The following is a 16755-nucleotide window of genomic DNA, read 5'->3' as shown; positions in this document are numbered from 1 at the left end:
TGTCAAGGAGCAGTCAATGATTAAACCTTGGTACATGTTTACGTTCTTTTCACTTATGTTTTTTGGCCTATGGGGATTTTTGGGAGCCAAAACATCAACAGAAATTTGCGCTAAATCGGCAACATTTTACTCCGCACTAGGTTTTTTTATTGTTGCGATTTTTTTTATATTAATCATGGACTTTCAGCCAAGTTTTAATACAAAAGGGATTGCCTATGCTATTTTGTCTGGTGTTACTACCGGTTTAGGTACCTTGTTTTTCATTGTGGCTTTACAAAAGGGGCCTGCAATTCCTATTGTTACAATTACTGCACTATATCCAATGGTGAGTACATTATTAATGATAATATTTTTAAACCACACAATTACTGTGAAGCAAACAGCAGGGATTTTAATGTCATTGTTTGCTATCGTATTACTAGCTTAACCAGGAGGTAAAGTGATAAAGGAATTCGTTAATTTATACATCAATGGACGTTATGTGGAATCGAACTCTGACGATGTGATTGTTTCACTGAACCCTGCAAATAACCAAGCCCTTTATTCATTTGCTAAAGCCAAGGAATCTGATATAGAGCTAGCAGTAAATGCCGCTAAACGTGCATTTATAACTTGGTCTACGACACCCCATCGAGAAAGAGCTAAAATATTAAGAAATACTGCACATTTATTGCGTAAGAATAATGCTGAATTAGCAAGACTTGAATCGCTAGATACAGGGAAACCAATACAAGAGACCTCGGTTATTGATGTATTATCTGGAGCTGACTGCTTAGATTATTACGCAGATCTTATTGCAGATTTGAGTGGCCAACATATTTCTTACCCCTCTTCTTTTGTTTACACCCGAAGAGAGCCTTTGGGAGTGTGCGTGGGGATTGGTGCATGGAATTTTCCAATTCAAATTGCATGTTGGAAATCAGCACCTGCATTGGCTTGTGGAAATACAATGGTGTTTAAGCCTTCTGAGCATGCTTCATTGACAGCGTTAAAGCTTGCAGAGCTCTATACCGAAGCAGGACTGCCCGATGGGGTATTCAATGTAATTACAGGAGATGGTGAAACAGGGAAGCTTATCGTTCAACATTCTGCAGTTGCAAAAATATCTTTTACTGGGTCCGTTTCAACAGGTAAGGCGGTCATGAGAGATGCGGCAGACGGTCTAAAAAAGGTGACTATGGAGCTGGGTGGAAAATCACCACTTATTCTTTTTGAAGATTCTAATTTGAACAATGCTGTATCGGCTGCAATGCTGGCAAATTTTTATTCTCAGGGTGAAATATGTTCAAATGGCACACGAGTATTTGTTCATTCGAGTATTTATCAAGATTTTTTAACTCAGCTAACAGAACGTGTTACTAAAATCAGAATCGGAGATCCATTAAATCCAGAAACGCAAATGGGGCCATTGATATCAAAACCTCATTTGGACAAAGTGATGTCATACATTGATGCAGGACTTACAGAAGGCGCTAGCCTCCATTATGGAGGCAATAGGTTAACTCATGGAGTTTTTGAGGCAGGAAATTACATAGAACCCACTATTTTCGTAAATTGTCGTGATGATATGCGCATTGTAAGAGAAGAAATCTTTGGACCTGTGATGAGTGTGCTGCGTTTTGAGCAAGAAGATGAAGTCATACAACGCGCTAATAATACAGAGTATGGATTAGCCGCAGGAATTTTCACCAAGGATATTCAAAGAGCACATTGTGTGATAGCTCAGTTAGATGCAGGTACTTGCTGGATTAATAACTACAATATTAACCCTATTGAAATGCCTTTTGGTGGGAATAAACAATCCGGTATGGGGCGAGAAAATGGGGTTGCAACTTTAGATCATTATACACAATTAAAAAGTATTTATGTGGAGCTAGGGGACGTTGTTTGTCCTTATGAGTAAAGTATAAAGAAGTTGTTGTGTTGCCAAGGAAGGTATAAACAATAATAAAGGGAATTTTAAAATGAAAACTCCATCATATGATTATATCGTAGTAGGAGCAGGTAGTGCAGGCTGTGTACTGGCAAGCCGTTTAAGTGAGAATCCGTTAGTTTCGGTGTTATTAATCGAAGCAGGTGCCTCGGATAAATCATGGAAGATTCAAATGCCTTCTGCATTAGCCTATAACCTACGAGACAATAGATACAATTGGTATTACCATACGGAACCGCAAGAACAAATGAATGGACGCAGACTCTATTGGCCTAGAGGTAAGGTCTTAGGTGGAAGCTCTTCACTCAATGCTATGGTGTATATTAGAGGACATCGACTTGACTATGATCGATGGGAAGATGAGGGAGCATTGGGATGGTCTTATCAGGACGTATTACCCTATTTTAAAAAATCCGAACATTATAGTCTTGGAGAAAATGATTATCGAGGAATCAATGGATTATTAAGGGTTACTAGAGCTAAATGTGCTAATCCTTTGTATCAAGCCTTTATCAATGCTGGAATACAAGCTGGCTATCCATACACCAATGACATGAATGGTGAACAGCAGGAGGGATTTGGAAGTCTTGATATGACTATTCATGATGGAAAGCGGTGGAGTTCTTCCGAAGCGTATTTAAGACCAGCGTTGAGACGACCGAACTTAACTGTTATGACAAAGTCACATGCTCATAAGGTAATCATCAAAAATAACCGAGCTATTGGTGTAGATCTTCTTCATAAAAAAAGGCTTAAAACTGTTTATGCTCGACGAGAGGTTATTTTGTCTTGTGGAGCAATTAATTCTCCACATCTGCTAATGCTATCAGGGGTGGGAGATGCGCAAGAACTCAGTAAATTAGGAATTGAAGTGAAATGCCATTTACCTGGCGTTGGAAAAAATCTACAGGATCATCTAGAAGTGTACATTCAGCACCGATGTACGCAACCTGTTTCCCTGTATTCGCAACAATACGCGCCTTGGAAGCAATTTCTAGGTCTGCGATGGTTCATGTTGCGATCCGGTTTAGGGGCAACTTCTCATCTAGAAGCTGGAGGATTTATTAGGAGTAGAGAAGATGTCGCGCATCCTGATATTCAATACCATTTCCTGCCTTCATTAGTCATTGATCATGGAAGAAAAGAGGTCACAGAGGAGGCGTTTCAAGTTCATGTTGGAACAATGAGACCCAGTAGTCGAGGGTATATTAGCCTGAAGTCTTCAAACCCCTTTGATCATCCTTGGATACAACCGAATTACTTACAAACTGAAGACGATATACGTGATATGCGTGCTTGTGTGCGATTAACCAGGGAAATCTTTTCGCAACCTGCGTTTTATCCCTATATTAGTGATGAAATAGCCCCAGGAAAATCCATACAGTCCAACACAGAAATCGATGCTTTTATTCGAGAAAAAGCAGATAGCGCTTACCATCCCTGTGGTACCTGTAAAATGGGAGCCGATGGTATGTCAGTTGTAAATTCTCAAACTCTGCTTCATGGCTTAGACAATCTTAGAGTTATTGATGCGTCCATTATGCCTAGCATGATCAGTGGCAATTTAAACGCAGCTACCATCATGATTGCTGAAAAAGCAGCAGATATTATCAAGGAGAAACATAATTACGAATTGCCTAAATCAAGAAGTAAAAAAATTGAAGATCTGTTAACCTACTGAAAATAATAATTATTTAAATGGAGTGAAACATGTATAAAATCATCATTGTATCTCTAATGGCTTTTTTCGTGAGTCTATCAGCGCTGGCAGATGACTTAGGCAAGAATACCTATGAATTAGCCTGTAAAAATTGTCATGCCCCCAATTTGTCACCAGCCATTAAGTCTCCAGCAGCTTTTGATAAAAAGGCTTGGAAAACGCGTTTTGAACAAGCTAATCAGGAGGCTAAAACGAATCCCAAACAGTTTAAGACTGGAATGGATTATTTGCTTTACAGTGTGAAAATTGGCAAAGGTTTAATGCATCATGGTGGTCTATGTAAGGAATCGGAGGACCCGAATGTTGATTGTTCTGATAAGGCTCTAATTGCAGCAATTATGTATATGAGCGATCAGAAGTAGTGATATTTGGTTTGATTCTATACGTCAATCATTACCGCTCAAACTAGTAGTCGGCAATATAACCCCATGGGGTTGTCCATGAGATTTTTTTTAACTCATGTGTTTCATTCATTGCTCGAATGAATGAATTTCTGTCGCCGTTTTGTGGCAGTATGACCACAATATTATCGCAGTCTGGGATAGTAAGGACAATGCTGGTATTAAACACTTGTTTTAGCAGTTTAAGAATAGAGAGTTGCTCCTTTGGGTTAGCTAAGTTAATGGCTAGATATCCATTTTCGGCTAAACAATTTTTACAGTGTTGAAAGAATTCAAGGCTATGGCAATCCTCTGGAAAATGATAGGAGTCATACAAATCAATGAGTAGATGGTGAAATTTTTCCGTATTGTGGCGGACGAAATCATTGGCATTTTGATGCAAAATAGTTAAGTTTGGAATGGTATCGGCTTTGAAAAACTTTTTTGCTATCTGTATTACATCCAAGCTATTATCCACAGCAACTATTGAATGTTCCTGGTTTCCTTTTACTAACATGTGGGGTACTCCTGCCCCTCCAAGACCTAGTAGACAGCAATCACTTGGGTTGGCTCTGACCATGATAGTTAGTGCTTTAAGATAATGCAAAATAGGATTGCTTGGTATGTAGCGGTTAATAACAGTTTGCCATGCAGCATCACTAAATGTTAGCCATCTGTATAAAAAATTCTGATACACTTTACATCCAGTTGGAGAGGTATATATACACCTCCCAAATTTTACTTTCCACATCGCTAAAATGATTCCTAATTCTGAAAGGGGTAAATGGATCCCAGTTTTAGAATTTGAGTTAATTGATCCAGTGCTTCCAAAGTTTCATTCATAAAATGAGGATCTGCTAGATCGTTTATGATTAACTCAGTGCGATAGTACTTTTTTATCCATACTTCAAGCGTATTGAATAAGTCGTTAGAAAATAACACCCCTGAGTGCATTGAAATAAGTTCTCTTTCATTCAAAGGGATTCGTAGACGTAAGCAAGCAGGGCCACCACCATTTTTCATGCTTTGTTTGAGATCCAGATAGCGTATCTCGCTTACTGGATTAGTTGGGTCAGCTATCATCTCATCGATGTAAGTTTTGACATTATAGTTCGTTTGGCACTCCATCGGTGCGATGAGAATCATTGAGTTTTTATCTGGTAAGGTAATGAGTTGCGAATTAAAAAGATAGGTGTCAACAGCATCCTTAATGGATACGCGCTCCTCGGGAACTTCAATGATTCTCAATTCGAAGGGTGCTTTCTTTTTTAATTCTGCATAGACTTCAGCTTGGTTATGAAAAGCGAGCTCGTGAACAAGGAATACATATTCATTGGCTACAGATATCACATCATTATGGAATACTCCTTGATCAATGGCATCAGGATTCTGGCAGGCAAAAATAACTTGATTTGGATCCAGGAGATGGTTTCGTACAATCGCTTCAAACGATTCCTTAGTTTGCCGAGCAGGGTATTTACTAGGGGTGGGTGATGATCCCTTTCCCGCAAAAACCTGCTTGCCATAAACAAATAAATTAACGCCTGGTGAAGAATGATCCTTGCAAAAACGATTATGGTTAGCTGCGCCTTCGTCTCCCATTGTTGTCGTTCTTGGTAAGACAAGATGGTGGGCAAAATACGTTTGATCAGAAAAAATGGTTTGTAATAAATGGCGAGAAAATTCAGCCTCTTGGCTTCTGTGCAAATTGCTAACTAAATTAGCAGCAGTAAAATGGACTCTATTATCAGTGGTATCCGTGCTTGCAGACACAGTAGCAGCATTAGCTGCCCACATGCTTGAGGCTGAATAAACCGCACTAAGGATCTCAGGTGCTGACTTGAAAGCTCTATTGATTTGTTGGATTGGAGTGCCACTAAATCCGAGTTGATGCAGTAATTGCAGATTGGGACGTTGCTGTGGTGGCATAAGAGCTTGCTTTAAGCCTAGTTTATGAAGTGTACGCATTTTATCAAGACCTTGCAATGCAGCGGCCTGTGGATTAGATATAGAAGCGGCATTGGTTGTTGACGCAATATTTCCTTCAGAAAGACCTGCGTAGTGATGTGTCGATCCTACCAATCCGTCAATGTTTAATTCATATACTTTCATGTCATTATTCCAATACGATACCAGGTAAAAGTTGGTTTGGGGTAGTCAGCGAAGGGTGTTCCATACTTGCTACTGGGTACGCACAATAATCTGCAGCAAAATACGCGCTTGGTCTATGATTTCCACTACAACCTACTCCTCCAAATGGCAAAGTACTAGCTGCACCGGTGGTTGGCCTATTCCAATTGATTAAGCCCGAACGAATGAGTTGATAAAACTGATCATAATGGACTTTGTTGTTTCCAAGTAGACCCGCTGATAAGCCATATCGGGTTGAGTTGGCTAATTCAATTGCTTCATCAAAATTGCGATAACGGTAAACTTGAACAAAGGGGGCAAAAATTTCCTCATCTACAGGATTTCTAACCTTGGTCATATCCATTACACCTGGAGTTAGAAATCCTGTGTATTCCCTCATTAAAGTCATGGGTAAAAGGGACTCACCCCCTAACTCTAATAATTGCTTCTGGGCATGCAAATGCTTTAAGGCCTGTAAATGGCTAATGACAGGGCCTATAAATGGTTCTGGTTGCTCATCATAAGAGCCAATTTTAATGCTTTGACAAGCTTTAATAAACCGTTGTAAAAATTCATCACCAAAAGCAGTATTCGGGATGATTAGGCGCCTAGCACAGGTACAGCGCTGACCGGCGGTAATCATAGTGGATAATAAACTGTGATAGATAGCTGCATCCATATTGTCTACTGTATCTATGACCAAAGGATTATTGCCCCCCATTTCCAACGCCAAAATAACTTCTGGTTTATGACTAAACGTCTGGTGTATTTTAAGGCCAGTTGGATAGCTACCTGTAAAATAAACGCCTTGTATGTCTTGTGAGAGTAATTCTTGACCACAAGTAATATCTCCTTGAAGGCACTGTATTACTCCTTTGGGTAAACCGCTTGCATCCCAACACTCCATGATGAACTCTGCAACTGCTGGAGTTTGTTCGCTTGGCTTATATAAAACGGTGTTGCCAGCCAAAAGAGAAGGGACAATATGACCATTGCTTAAATGCGCAGGAAAGTTGAATGCACCTAGTACTACTACTATTCCATGAGGTTTGAAGCGAAGCGATGCAGTAGCTTCTGCGGTTTCGCTTTGTTTGGGCCAAGTTCTTTCTTTATAGGCTTGAATGGATATATTGATCTTAGCAATGACTGAGCTGACCTCTGTCAAGGATTCCCATAAAGGTTTACCTGTTTCTATTGAGATTAATCGGGCTAAATTGTCGCGGTTCTTTTCCACCTGGCGAGCAAACTCTTGAGTGAATTCTGCCCGTTGATCAAAACTAGTGTTGCTCCATTTGGATAAAGCAATGCGAGCGGCTTGATGTGCAGCGGATATTTCTTCTTTTGTTGAGTTACTTCCTTGCCAAATGAGTTGGCCATTTGCTGGGTTTATTGATTCAAGAGTTGTTCCTTTACCCTTGTTCCATTCTCCGTTTATGTATTGTCCTTTGCTTTGTATAACTGTATTTAACATCGCTCATCCCTTCTTACAATGGAGGTGCTTCATGAATGCGAAGGGGAGCTACTCGTAAATGATCCCCAATGGTCACTTCTAGAAGTTTAGCCGTTTCTTTACTAATGATACAGCTACTGTCATTTTCATTAAAAATAGCGAAGCCTATAGTTGCTTTAAAATTCACAGTTGTATTTGCCAGGAGATATTCATGACTACTTGCTTCATCGCTAATGCTTTTAATCTTCATCAGGCGACTTAATGAAATTGTCCGAATTTCCTTTAATGGAGATTCTATGGTAGGGCCCGCATCAAAAATATCAACGTAATTATTATAGCGAAACCCTTCATGCAATAGGATGTTCATTGCAGGGACTGTGGATTGATGTGGTTTCCCTATTACCTCTTGTGCTTCATTAGACAAAAGTTTGACATAAACGGGGTTCCTAGGCATTAAGTCTGCTATAAATTGCTTGTTGGTAGCAATGGTTAGCCTATCAGCTTCCGCAAAGGGCATGTGAAAAAAATGGGCGCCAACATTGTTCCAAAATGGTGATTGGCCTTGGTCATTAGATATACCACGCATCTCGGCAATGACTATTGGGGCAAAGCGAGTTGGAAATTGAGCCATAAATAGAAAGCGTGCTTTTGATAACAATAGTCCATTATTATTTTTTCGAAACTCAGGCGCTAAAAATAAAGTACAAATTTCCGTTCGACCTTGATTGTCATTAACTAGGCTTAGTACTTCATAATCACTGCGAATATTTAATGAATGACAAATTCTAGTACGCTTAGATATTTTGTAAGAGTAGAAGGGAGTTTCATAACCCGTTCTTGCTTCAATGGCCGATGTGCCTACTATCTTATTATTTTTAAGATCTTCAAGAACAAAAAAATAATATTCATTTCCTGGGCCTTGAACCGCTTTTTTATAAGATTCACAGGACCATTGTACTCTTTTTTTTAGTAAGTCTTTATCCTTAGGAAGTGTGGTCATCCCCACACCGCTTATTTCTGCTAGATGATGAATAGCATCTAAGTCCGATTCGCGCACGCTGCGAAATAGCATCATTTTTTAAGATCCTCTAAACCACCCTGTGCAAGATCAACTAAAAGTAGTGCACTAAGGGCTGCTCGCTCTGATAAGCTATCCAGCAATATATATTCTTGATCACTATGTATATTGCCGCCTCTCACCCCTAAAGTATCTAATACAGGCAATCCATGTTGAGCTAAATTATTACCATCACAACATCCACCACTGTCTTTCCAATCGATTGTTACCTTTAGCTCTTTACCTATGTTTTTCAATCGTTGAAATAAACGTTCTGTGCCTTGGCATATACGTTTTACAGGGCGTCCAAAATGACCTGCTATTTGCAACGAGTAATCTGGACGTTCTAATTTGCTCATTATCTTATTTAAGCTTTCCCTTACCCAGAGCTCATCCTCAGGCATACTGATGCGAATATCAAGCTGTGCTACAGCTTTATCAGGAACAACGTTTAAGGCGTCTCCACCAGAAATTTTACCTACATTGATAGTAACTCCTGGTTTTAGTCCATTCAGTGCATGAGTAGCAACAACTGCTTCGGCTAAATAGCAAATTGCATTTCGTCCTTCCTCAAATGCTCTACCAGCATGAGCTGATTTGCCTTTCGCAATGATGGTTAATTTCCCGCTTCCTTTGCGGTTCTTTGCGAGTATTCCTGTTGGAGTCATCGCTGGCTCATATACTAAAGCAGCTTGATAGTTTTTGGCAATTTCTTCGAATAATGCGCTTGAAGCAGGAGATCCTATTTCTTCATCAGAGTTGATTAATACATCCCACCCTAGTGTAGAGGCGAAAGGGGTATTTTCAAAAGCAGATAATGCCTGCAACATGACAATAAGACCACCTTTCATGTCTGCCACACCTGGACCGTTAATGCAATTATTGTCAACTTGGCGTAAAGTTTGGAAAGGGTTATTGATGGAATACACTGTATCCATATGCCCGCTTAAGAGTATTCTTCGTTTTAACTCGGGACGTTTTTGTATCAACAGCATCTCACCAGATTGCTGCTCAATGGTATTCCCAGACATATCAATTACCGGAAAAGGTTTGAGCGATTTACATTGAATGCTGTCAGCTATCGTTTGATAGGCATTGCTTAAAGTCAGGGCCATTTTAGCTAGGCCTTCTAGATTCGTCGTGCCTGAATTAATCTCACAAAACTGATGAAGTTGAGCAACCATCTTGTTTTGATTGGCTTGAATTTCGTTGATGAGTTCTTTATAGGATGTGAACATAGACTTAGTGTTAGAACTAAATTTAGAACGATATCTCAGTTTTAGGTGTGTAGTCAAATAGGATGCTTTAATTGTTTCATTGGGCTTTACAGGTGGCTTATTCGATACTAAACTTGAATAAAGTAACGATATTCAAGTATGGAGCGTGCATGTCTCATGGTGGGGTGAGAGTAGGGGCTGGTCGGCCTAGAGGGCAAGGAAAATATAAGGAGCCAACTCGGACGGTTCGTATTCCTGAATCCCGTGTACAAGAGGTTATACACTATATTCAGAAGGATCCAGTTTCCTTTAAAATTCCATTGTATTTAAGCAGTGTAAGAGCAGGCTTTCCATCTCCAGCAGATGATTACATTGATAGCATGTTGGATTTGAATGACTATTTGATTAAACATCCCGCGGCTACTTTTTTTGTGCGAGCATCTGGTGATTCAATGATTCAGGCAGGTATTCACTCAGGGGATATTTTAGTAGTGGATCGCAGCATTGAAGCTACTCACGGAAAAATTGTCATTGCAGCACTCAATGGTGAGCTAACGGTAAAGCGTCTATTTCAGCAAGGAGGAAGAGTACAACTGATCGCTGAAAATCCTAATTTTCCAGCGATTGATGTTACCGAGGAATACGACATGGTCATTTGGGGGGTAGTAACGAATGTTATCCATACGGTTTTATAATGTTTGCCTTAATTGATTGTAATAATTTTTACGCATCTTGCGAACGTGTGTTTCAACCTTCATTAGCAAACAAAGCCATTTTGGTTTTATCCAATAATGATGGTTGTGTCATTGCGCGATCTAATGAAGCAAAAGCACTAGGTATTAAGATGGGAGTACCTTATTTTGAGGTAAGAAGCTTGTGCAAACAGCATAAAGTGCATGTGTTTTCATCAAATTATACCTTGTATGGCGATATGTCACGGAGAGTTATGTCTGTGATTGAGGAGCATTGGCCAGAGGTCGAAATTTATTCGATTGATGAGGCATTCCTTGATTTACAGAGTTTACCACTGACGGCACAAGAGTTATTTTGCCGAGACTTGCAAAAAACGATTTTACGTTACACGGGCATACCTGTATCCATAGGCATTGGCTCTACTAAAACATTGGCTAAATTAGCAAATAATATAGCCAAAAAGGAGCTGAAAATCCCGGTGTTTCGTATCGATAAGGAAAGTGCTTGGTTAGACAAAATAGCCGTCGGTGACGTTTGGGGAGTAGGTAGACAATGGAGTAAAAAACTAGTGCAGCAGGGAATCTATACAGCACAGCATCTGGCGAATCTTGATTTACTTAAAGTGAAAGGATTATTTAACGCAATGTTACAGCGCACTGCACTTGAGTTACGGGGTGTTTCTTGTTCTGGCTTGCTAAATAATGAATCAAGAAAGAGCATTATCTCTTCAAAGTCATTTGGAACGATGCAAACAGAATATTCTGCACTTGCGCAAGCCATCAGCAGCCATTGCGCTAGGGCCTGTGAAAAGTTACGTCAACAAGGGCTAGTAGCGCGGTATTTGTCTGTGTTCATACAAACGAATCGATTCCGGTTAGATTTACCGCAATATCAGCAATCGATAGGATTTCAGCTGGTTCATCCTAGTGATGATTTGCGTTCTATTACCCATAACGCGAAGTGGTGTTTACGTCAAATTTTTCGTTCAGGGTTTTATTATCAAAAAGTAGGCGTATTTTTAGGCGATTTGCAAGATAAACAATGCCTGCAGTTTGATTTATTTAATCAACCATCAAAAGAGGAACTTCTTCATACTCAGAAATTAATGTCGGTTTTGGATGCGGTCAACGCAAAATATGGTCGTCATACTTTGCGCTTAGCAGCAGAGGGAAATACAAAGCCCTGGGCTATGCGGGCTCAATTACGCTCTCCATGTTTTACAACAAAATGGGAAGAGCTGCCAATAGTAAAGGCATGAGTCAATAGGAGAATGGATGATGGATTATTCAACGCGCAACGTCCACTCCCTTACGGTAGAGGAATTGACTCATTGTTTAAAATGGGGCATTTATACCAAAGGTCGGGTGCTTCGCCTAATGGCGCTGCGTTAAGCGGTGTCATTAGGGACCCGTATCGGTCCGCTTGCTGACGCGCGCGGCTCGGTTTCTTCTTTGCAGTCTGAATCAAATCCTAGTCACAGCAGGGAGTGAATCGGTCCGCTTGCTGACGCGCGCGGCTCGGTTTTTTCTTTGCTGTCTGAATCAAATCCTAGCCACAGCAGGGAGTGAATCGGTCCGCTTGCTGACGCGCGCGGCTCGGTTTTTTCTTTGCTGTCTGAATCAAATCCTAGTCACAACAGGGAGTGAATCGGTCCGCTTGCTGACGCGCGCGGCTCGGTTTTTTCTTTGCTGTCTGAATCAAATCCTAGTCACAACAGGGAGTGAATCGGTTCGCTTGCTGACGCGCGCGGCTCGGTTCGTTCTTTGCTGTCTGAATCAAATCCTAGTCACAGCAGGGGATGAACCGAGCCGCGCGCGTCAGCAAGCGGATACGGAACTATCCACTTTCACGAATGACGCTGCTAAGGCAGCACCATTAGGCGAAGCGCCGGACCAACGCTTACTGACCATCAGAGAAGAGATTAGTTGGTGCACTATAATACGAGTCGACTCCTCAGCCCTTAGGGTCGCGGCTCGGTTAGTACAATGAAAATCTGAACCGCAACCGTGATGGAGCGGATGTTTCATTAGGTATACAGTCAAACATCCAGCGTAGCTTGTTCCGTCTCTTCCTCGTCTTCTACATCAGATTGTTCAGTCGTCTCAGCTGAAACAGATTCGCTTTTTGTCTTGGATTCATCCTTCCTTTTACTTAAAAAGGGTGAGTTAGAAAAAGAAACAAACTCGATTTCACTGGCCTGTTTAAGAGCTTGATCGGCTTGAGATTTTGACGAGTTTAGTGAGTTAAGTAGCTGATCTCTTAGGCCTTCTTCACGTTTTATTTGAGACTCAAGATTTGGCAGTGTGGTTGCTTCAATAGCGTTTAAATTTTGTGAATTACGACTCATTTGACTTGTGTTTGATTCAATCAATTGCATATTCGCTTTTAATGCGGATTCATTGGCATTTGCTTTTACAATGAATACAATAGTTGCAATTCCGGTAATTAATGTGGCTAAAAGCAAAGAGGCAGGAGGGGTGATAACAAGAGCATAGAGTAGGGCTGGTGAAATGAAAAATGGTATGACTCCACTGAGAGTTAAAATCATAGGTATGACGGAAAGAAAGGTCAGTCCTGCCAGCAATAAAGACGGCATGACTAGTTTTTGACGCCAGGCAGAGTTTGATTCAAATGCAGCTTTGAGTTCTACGTTTTTGATCTTAAGCTCTTGATTGCTACTGGTTAATTTAGGATTCGCATTCCTTAAGCCTTTTAGCCTGCCACTTAATTCGAATTGCTTATTTTTTAATAAGCTAATGGTTTGCTTTTTACGATTTAGACTGCTTATGGCATTCACATAGTCATGTTCAAATTCAATGTGCTTGCGCATTAATTTTAGACTGGCATGCAAGGCGCGAGTTGCCTGGGGTGATAATTGGGACGATCCTTCATTAAGGTGTTGTTCAAGCTCATCCAGAAAAATTGGGTAATTGAGTTGTTCAGCTTCTTGCACTAGATTAGAACATTTTAGTCCAAGTGCTTCTTCTTGTTTCTTAATGGATTGATTCAACAAAGCTTGATTTTTGGTGGATAAGGTCTCTAATAGTTCTTCTCCAGTAGTGCTGTAACCAATGCGAGCTTGCTCTCTTCTCTCACGCCTATCCGCTCTATCCAATCGATTTTTAGCACGAGCTTCTATCTCTTTTAATTGTTTCTTACTGTTCGTGTCCTTTTCAATGAGCAATTGAATCTTTGCCTCATGGTCAGACATGGATCTGCGTACTCGTTCAATTGACGCGTTCGTTGTGCTGTTACTACTTAATGAGTTTTTTGTTCTAGTCGAATTTTGCGTGACTTCGACTTGTATTTGGCTTTCAATCAAACGCATTAGTTTACCGTTTAATTGACGTAATTCAGATTCATGTTCACTTAATTCACTAGGAATATTTCTCAATAGTCGTTTTAAATGCTCCTTTTGATTATTGTCCTTTTCTTCCTCAACCTTGTCCTTTTCTTTTTGCTTCTTGTCTTCTTGAAGTTGGGTTTTATAAGCTTGCTCTTCTAATTTTTTTTTAACTGATTTTAAATCAGACTCTTTTGATTGATTGAATGCAGAAATTATCGCAGATTGAATTTTCGGGATTGGTGCTTTACTAAGAATAAGTGCTTTGATTTCGGAGTAGGATAGTTCTTCATTCTGAAGAAATAATTTTACTTGCTTGGTTACCAATTCCTGGATATTGCAGTTGGCCAAAAACATAATCACTCCTGATTATCCCTTTACCCCATGTTAGAGGAATTTATTTGTACAGGCAACAGACTAAACAGGACTTATGAAAACCCCAAGGTTAGGGCAACAAGACATGTCAATGAAGGTGTTTAGATGCACTAAATGACTAAATTGACATGTACAGCACTTCTAAATAACACCCTTCAATTTCCCTTTCGCCCCAGGAATGGGGAGAAGGTGCCCGAAGGGCGGCAGATGAGGGGTTGATTGTTCGAAGTTATCTAGTTTATGTGGAGCACTTGGTGCTTGAAATGCTTACAAAAAACCATGATCTCGTCGTTAAAAAAGGGTTTTGCGTAAGTCCTGATTTATTGTTAACGAAGAGATTGGGAGTTTTTCGTAAGTCTTGTAAAATAGCAATTTGAAGTATCTTGGGTATACAATACCTAAATCGCTAATTGCCTAAACCAATGGATTTCTTACCACATGATTACTAACGAATCGACTATTGATACTCAAGAGGTGAATAAATTTGCTCAACTAGCACAAGACTGGTGGGATATTAATGGTCCATTAAAAACATTACATGATATTAATGGAACAAGGTTGGAATTTATTACGCAGCATTCTAACCTTTCCATGCGTAGAGTATTGGATGTTGGCTGTGGGGGCGGAATATTGTGTGAGGCTATGGCTAAACTGGGTGCACAGGTGACAGGGATTGATGCGGAACCCGAGTCAATCAAAGTTGCAAAAGAACATGCATCCCAGAGTTCTTTAACCATAAACTACTTGGATACCCCAATTGAAGACTATGAGTCTCCAATGTTTGACGTTGTAACTTGTATGGAGTTGTTAGAGCATGTGCAAAAGCCTGAGCTACTTCTGCAGCATTGTAAACGGTTGTTGAAACCGGGGGGGCTTTTATTCGTTTCTACAATAAACAGAACTCTAAAAGCGTATCTAGGGGCAGTTATTGCGGCTGAATATTTGCTTAAACTGCTGCCGAAACAAACCCACGATTACAATAAATTTATCAAGCCTAGCGAACTGCTTAAGATGTCGCGGGCTTTGGAGATGCAAATGATAGATATGAAAGGCCTAGCTTATAATCCTCTAACTCGACAGGCCTCACTGATTGATAAGGTAGATATCAATTATATTCTTGTTTTATCCTAGACAAATTTTTATATTGAAGAGCGATATCTGCATCTATTTCAATTTAGCACGTCTTAGCTCTGCCTCTTGGAGGCGAGCTGCAAATGATTCATCAGATTCTTTAGCACCTTTTTCTGAATCATAAACTGCTTCAGCTGAATCAATATCGTTAATATCAATTTTATTTTTTACATTAGCAAAAAGACCTAGACCTGAAGATGCCTGAATGAGCTGTTTTATATTTTCTCTGTATCGCTCCACTTTGTCTTTTTGAGTTTGAGTACTGATCGTTGCCTCAATAACTTGCTCCTCTATGCTAGAGGTAGTTTGCTCTTGTTGATTTCTTCGTTGAGCTGAATGGTGTGAAACATCAGATTTTGAAGAAGATCTGCTCAGTTTTTCAGTAAGCAGTCCTTTGGATGACTCTGGTTCTTCTGCAGCAGTTCTCTTTTTTGAAACGACCTTGGTATTTTTGGGTAGTTGATCTACTTCGGTCGTCCAATGAGCATTGCCATGGTTATTGAGTTTTACTGTTGGGCAATGCGGTGACACTGGTCCATTCAAATGGCCATTCACATATAAGTTTGTATGGAGTGTGCCGGTAATTTCTCTCAAATCACTATGAGTAGCCCATCTTCCTTGTTCTTGGATTTTATCAGTACCGGCAAGGATCACAGAATCAGGGTTTAATAGGCCATTTTTAAGTACGACGTCGCGTAGAAACACTTCTTTGACGTGTTTGTTTTCAAGCCGTTGATCCTTAGCAAAGTCTTGATTTTGAAGTATACCCTTCACTGATTTCGCTGTTTCTTTGGCCAGTTTGACGACTTCAGGAGACAAGGCTAATTCATTAAAATGGCTATCTGGGTAAACTGAATCAGGATTTGTTTTATAAAACTGGACCAACTGCATGAATTTAGCAAAGATTGGTGAGCCTTCAACGGTCGTTGGTTTGTCTGCAAATTCCCTTTCAATAGAGATGCGTCGCAGTAAATCTTCTCTATAAGCATTAACAGCTATAAGTCGCAAGGACATTTGTAATGTAGACAACTCATTGCTTTTGTAATTATACGGTGAGTTCATTAACTGGTTTAAATCGATACTCAAAATATCTTGTAAGCGAATTCTCTTAAGACCCGCATGCTGCCATTTTTCAAAAGTGGCACTACTGCCGCTGAGTTCGTATTCATGTTGGATGATATTGATTAGGCCGATAGCAAACGCATAGAAGCCGCAATCACCACCACCGGGATTATCTATTGTATAGGACACGAAATACTCACTAAAATTATATAATGTATAATTATAACTCATAAAGATTAAGTAATTATTATGAATGATGGCTCC

The 16755-nt window shown here is 40.1% G+C and carries 14 protein-coding genes; 7 read left to right on the top strand and 7 right to left on the bottom strand.

Going from position 1 to position 16755, the window contains the following annotated elements; genetic code table 11:
• The first annotated feature begins 16 nt into the window (after positions 1-16).
• The 4 genes from Lwal_RS03560 to Lwal_RS03545 all read left to right on the top strand — a co-directional run bounded on the left by Lwal_RS03560 (position 17) and on the right by Lwal_RS03545 (position 4015).
• Positions 17-427 (top strand): EamA family transporter, encoded by a 411-nt coding sequence (locus Lwal_RS03560; RefSeq protein ID WP_058479544.1) that lies wholly within the window; start codon positions 17-19, stop codon positions 425-427.
• Positions 428-439: 12 nt separating this feature from the next.
• Positions 440-1903, top strand: a complete 1464-nt coding sequence (gene betB / locus Lwal_RS03555; protein ID WP_197697716.1) for a betaine-aldehyde dehydrogenase — start codon at positions 440-442, stop codon at positions 1901-1903.
• A 61-nt stretch (positions 1904-1964) separates the two neighbouring features.
• Positions 1965-3614: a choline dehydrogenase gene (gene betA / locus Lwal_RS03550; protein ID WP_058479543.1), complete on the top strand. Its 1650-nt coding sequence runs from the start codon at positions 1965-1967 to the stop codon at positions 3612-3614.
• A 29-nt stretch (positions 3615-3643) separates the two neighbouring features.
• Positions 3644-4015: a c-type cytochrome gene (locus Lwal_RS03545; RefSeq protein WP_058479542.1), complete on the top strand. Its 372-nt coding sequence runs from the start codon at positions 3644-3646 to the stop codon at positions 4013-4015.
• Positions 4016-4058: 43 nt separating this feature from the next.
• On the opposite strand, the gene Lwal_RS03540 is transcribed toward Lwal_RS03545, so the two are convergent.
• The 5 genes from Lwal_RS03540 to Lwal_RS03520 all read right to left on the bottom strand — a co-directional run bounded on the left by Lwal_RS03540 (position 4059) and on the right by Lwal_RS03520 (position 9908).
• Positions 4059-4730, bottom strand: coding sequence for a spermidine synthase (locus Lwal_RS03540; protein WP_231951034.1), 672 nt, complete (start codon positions 4728-4730; stop codon positions 4059-4061).
• Positions 4731-4798: 68 nt separating this feature from the next.
• Complete coding sequence (astB, locus tag Lwal_RS03535; RefSeq protein WP_058479540.1) at positions 4799-6145, bottom strand: N-succinylarginine dihydrolase; 1347 nt, start codon at positions 6143-6145, stop codon at positions 4799-4801.
• 4 nt (positions 6146-6149) lie between these two features.
• Positions 6150-7634 carry a succinylglutamate-semialdehyde dehydrogenase gene (gene astD / locus Lwal_RS03530; RefSeq protein ID WP_058479539.1) on the bottom strand — a complete coding sequence of 495 codons (1485 nt, stop codon included), beginning with the start codon at positions 7632-7634 and terminating at the stop codon, positions 6150-6152.
• 13 nt (positions 7635-7647) lie between these two features.
• Positions 7648-8688, bottom strand: a complete 1041-nt coding sequence (gene astA, locus Lwal_RS03525) for an arginine N-succinyltransferase (RefSeq protein WP_058479538.1) — start codon at positions 8686-8688, stop codon at positions 7648-7650.
• A complete protein-coding gene (locus Lwal_RS03520) occupies positions 8685-9908 on the bottom strand; it encodes a hydrolase (protein ID WP_065235642.1) in 1224 nt (407 codons plus the stop codon). Before Lwal_RS03520 ends, astA begins: the two co-directional genes overlap by 4 nt.
• 149 nt (positions 9909-10057) lie before the next feature.
• On the opposite strand from Lwal_RS03520, the gene Lwal_RS03515 reads away from it, so the two are divergent.
• Together Lwal_RS03515 and Lwal_RS03510 are read left to right on the top strand one after the other, a co-directional pair.
• Positions 10058-10582, top strand: a complete 525-nt coding sequence (locus tag Lwal_RS03515; RefSeq protein ID WP_058479537.1) for a LexA family protein — start codon at positions 10058-10060, stop codon at positions 10580-10582.
• A complete protein-coding gene (locus Lwal_RS03510; RefSeq protein WP_058479536.1) occupies positions 10582-11838 on the top strand; it encodes a Y-family DNA polymerase in 1257 nt (418 codons plus the stop codon). The genes Lwal_RS03515 and Lwal_RS03510 overlap by 1 nt, the downstream gene beginning before the upstream one ends.
• 780 nt (positions 11839-12618) lie before the next feature.
• On the opposite strand, the gene legC3 is transcribed toward Lwal_RS03510, so the two are convergent.
• Positions 12619-14280, bottom strand: a complete 1662-nt coding sequence (legC3, locus tag Lwal_RS03505; RefSeq protein ID WP_058479535.1) for a Dot/Icm T4SS effector LegC3/PpeA — start codon at positions 14278-14280, stop codon at positions 12619-12621.
• Positions 14281-14736: 456 nt separating this feature from the next.
• Here legC3 and ubiG point away from each other — a divergent pair, with 456 nt between their 5' ends.
• Complete coding sequence (ubiG, locus tag Lwal_RS03500) at positions 14737-15429, top strand: bifunctional 2-polyprenyl-6-hydroxyphenol methylase/3-demethylubiquinol 3-O-methyltransferase UbiG (RefSeq protein WP_058479534.1); 693 nt, start codon at positions 14737-14739, stop codon at positions 15427-15429.
• Positions 15430-15462: 33 nt separating this feature from the next.
• Here the strand turns inward: ubiG and Lwal_RS03495 are convergent.
• Positions 15463-16755, bottom strand: a 1293-nt coding sequence (locus tag Lwal_RS03495; protein WP_238584277.1) for a hypothetical protein, incomplete at its 5' end; no start/stop codon positions are given.

The organism is Legionella waltersii (genome assembly GCF_001468085.1).
Lineage (GTDB): Bacteria > Pseudomonadota > Gammaproteobacteria > Legionellales > Legionellaceae > Legionella > Legionella waltersii.
Note: the sequence above shows the minus strand (reverse complement) of the source record. Positions and strands in the feature narration are given on the sequence as shown.

What these genes read in the sequence shown, in the direction of transcription:
- astA (WP_058479538.1), bottom strand. Translation starts at nt 8,688, where the DNA reads ATGATGCTATTTCGCAGCGTGCGCGAATCGGACTTAGATGCTATTCAT.
- Lwal_RS03520 (WP_065235642.1), bottom strand. Translation starts at nt 9,908, where the DNA reads ATGTTCACATCCTATAAAGAACTCATCAACGAAATTCAAGCCAATCAA.
- Lwal_RS03515 (WP_058479537.1), top strand. Translation starts at nt 10,058, where the DNA reads ATGTCTCATGGTGGGGTGAGAGTAGGGGCTGGTCGGCCTAGAGGGCAA.
- Lwal_RS03545 (WP_058479542.1), top strand. Translation starts at nt 3,644, where the DNA reads ATGTATAAAATCATCATTGTATCTCTAATGGCTTTTTTCGTGAGTCTA.
- astB (WP_058479540.1), bottom strand. Translation starts at nt 6,145, where the DNA reads ATGAAAGTATATGAATTAAACATTGACGGATTGGTAGGATCGACACAT.
- legC3 (WP_058479535.1), bottom strand. Translation starts at nt 14,280, where the DNA reads ATGTTTTTGGCCAACTGCAATATCCAGGAATTGGTAACCAAGCAAGTA.
- Lwal_RS03510 (WP_058479536.1), top strand. Translation starts at nt 10,582, where the DNA reads ATGTTTGCCTTAATTGATTGTAATAATTTTTACGCATCTTGCGAACGT.
- ubiG (WP_058479534.1), top strand. Translation starts at nt 14,737, where the DNA reads ATGATTACTAACGAATCGACTATTGATACTCAAGAGGTGAATAAATTT.
- Lwal_RS03560 (WP_058479544.1), top strand. Translation starts at nt 17, where the DNA reads ATGATTAAACCTTGGTACATGTTTACGTTCTTTTCACTTATGTTTTTT.
- astD (WP_058479539.1), bottom strand. Translation starts at nt 7,634, where the DNA reads ATGTTAAATACAGTTATACAAAGCAAAGGACAATACATAAACGGAGAA.
- betA (WP_058479543.1), top strand. Translation starts at nt 1,965, where the DNA reads ATGAAAACTCCATCATATGATTATATCGTAGTAGGAGCAGGTAGTGCA.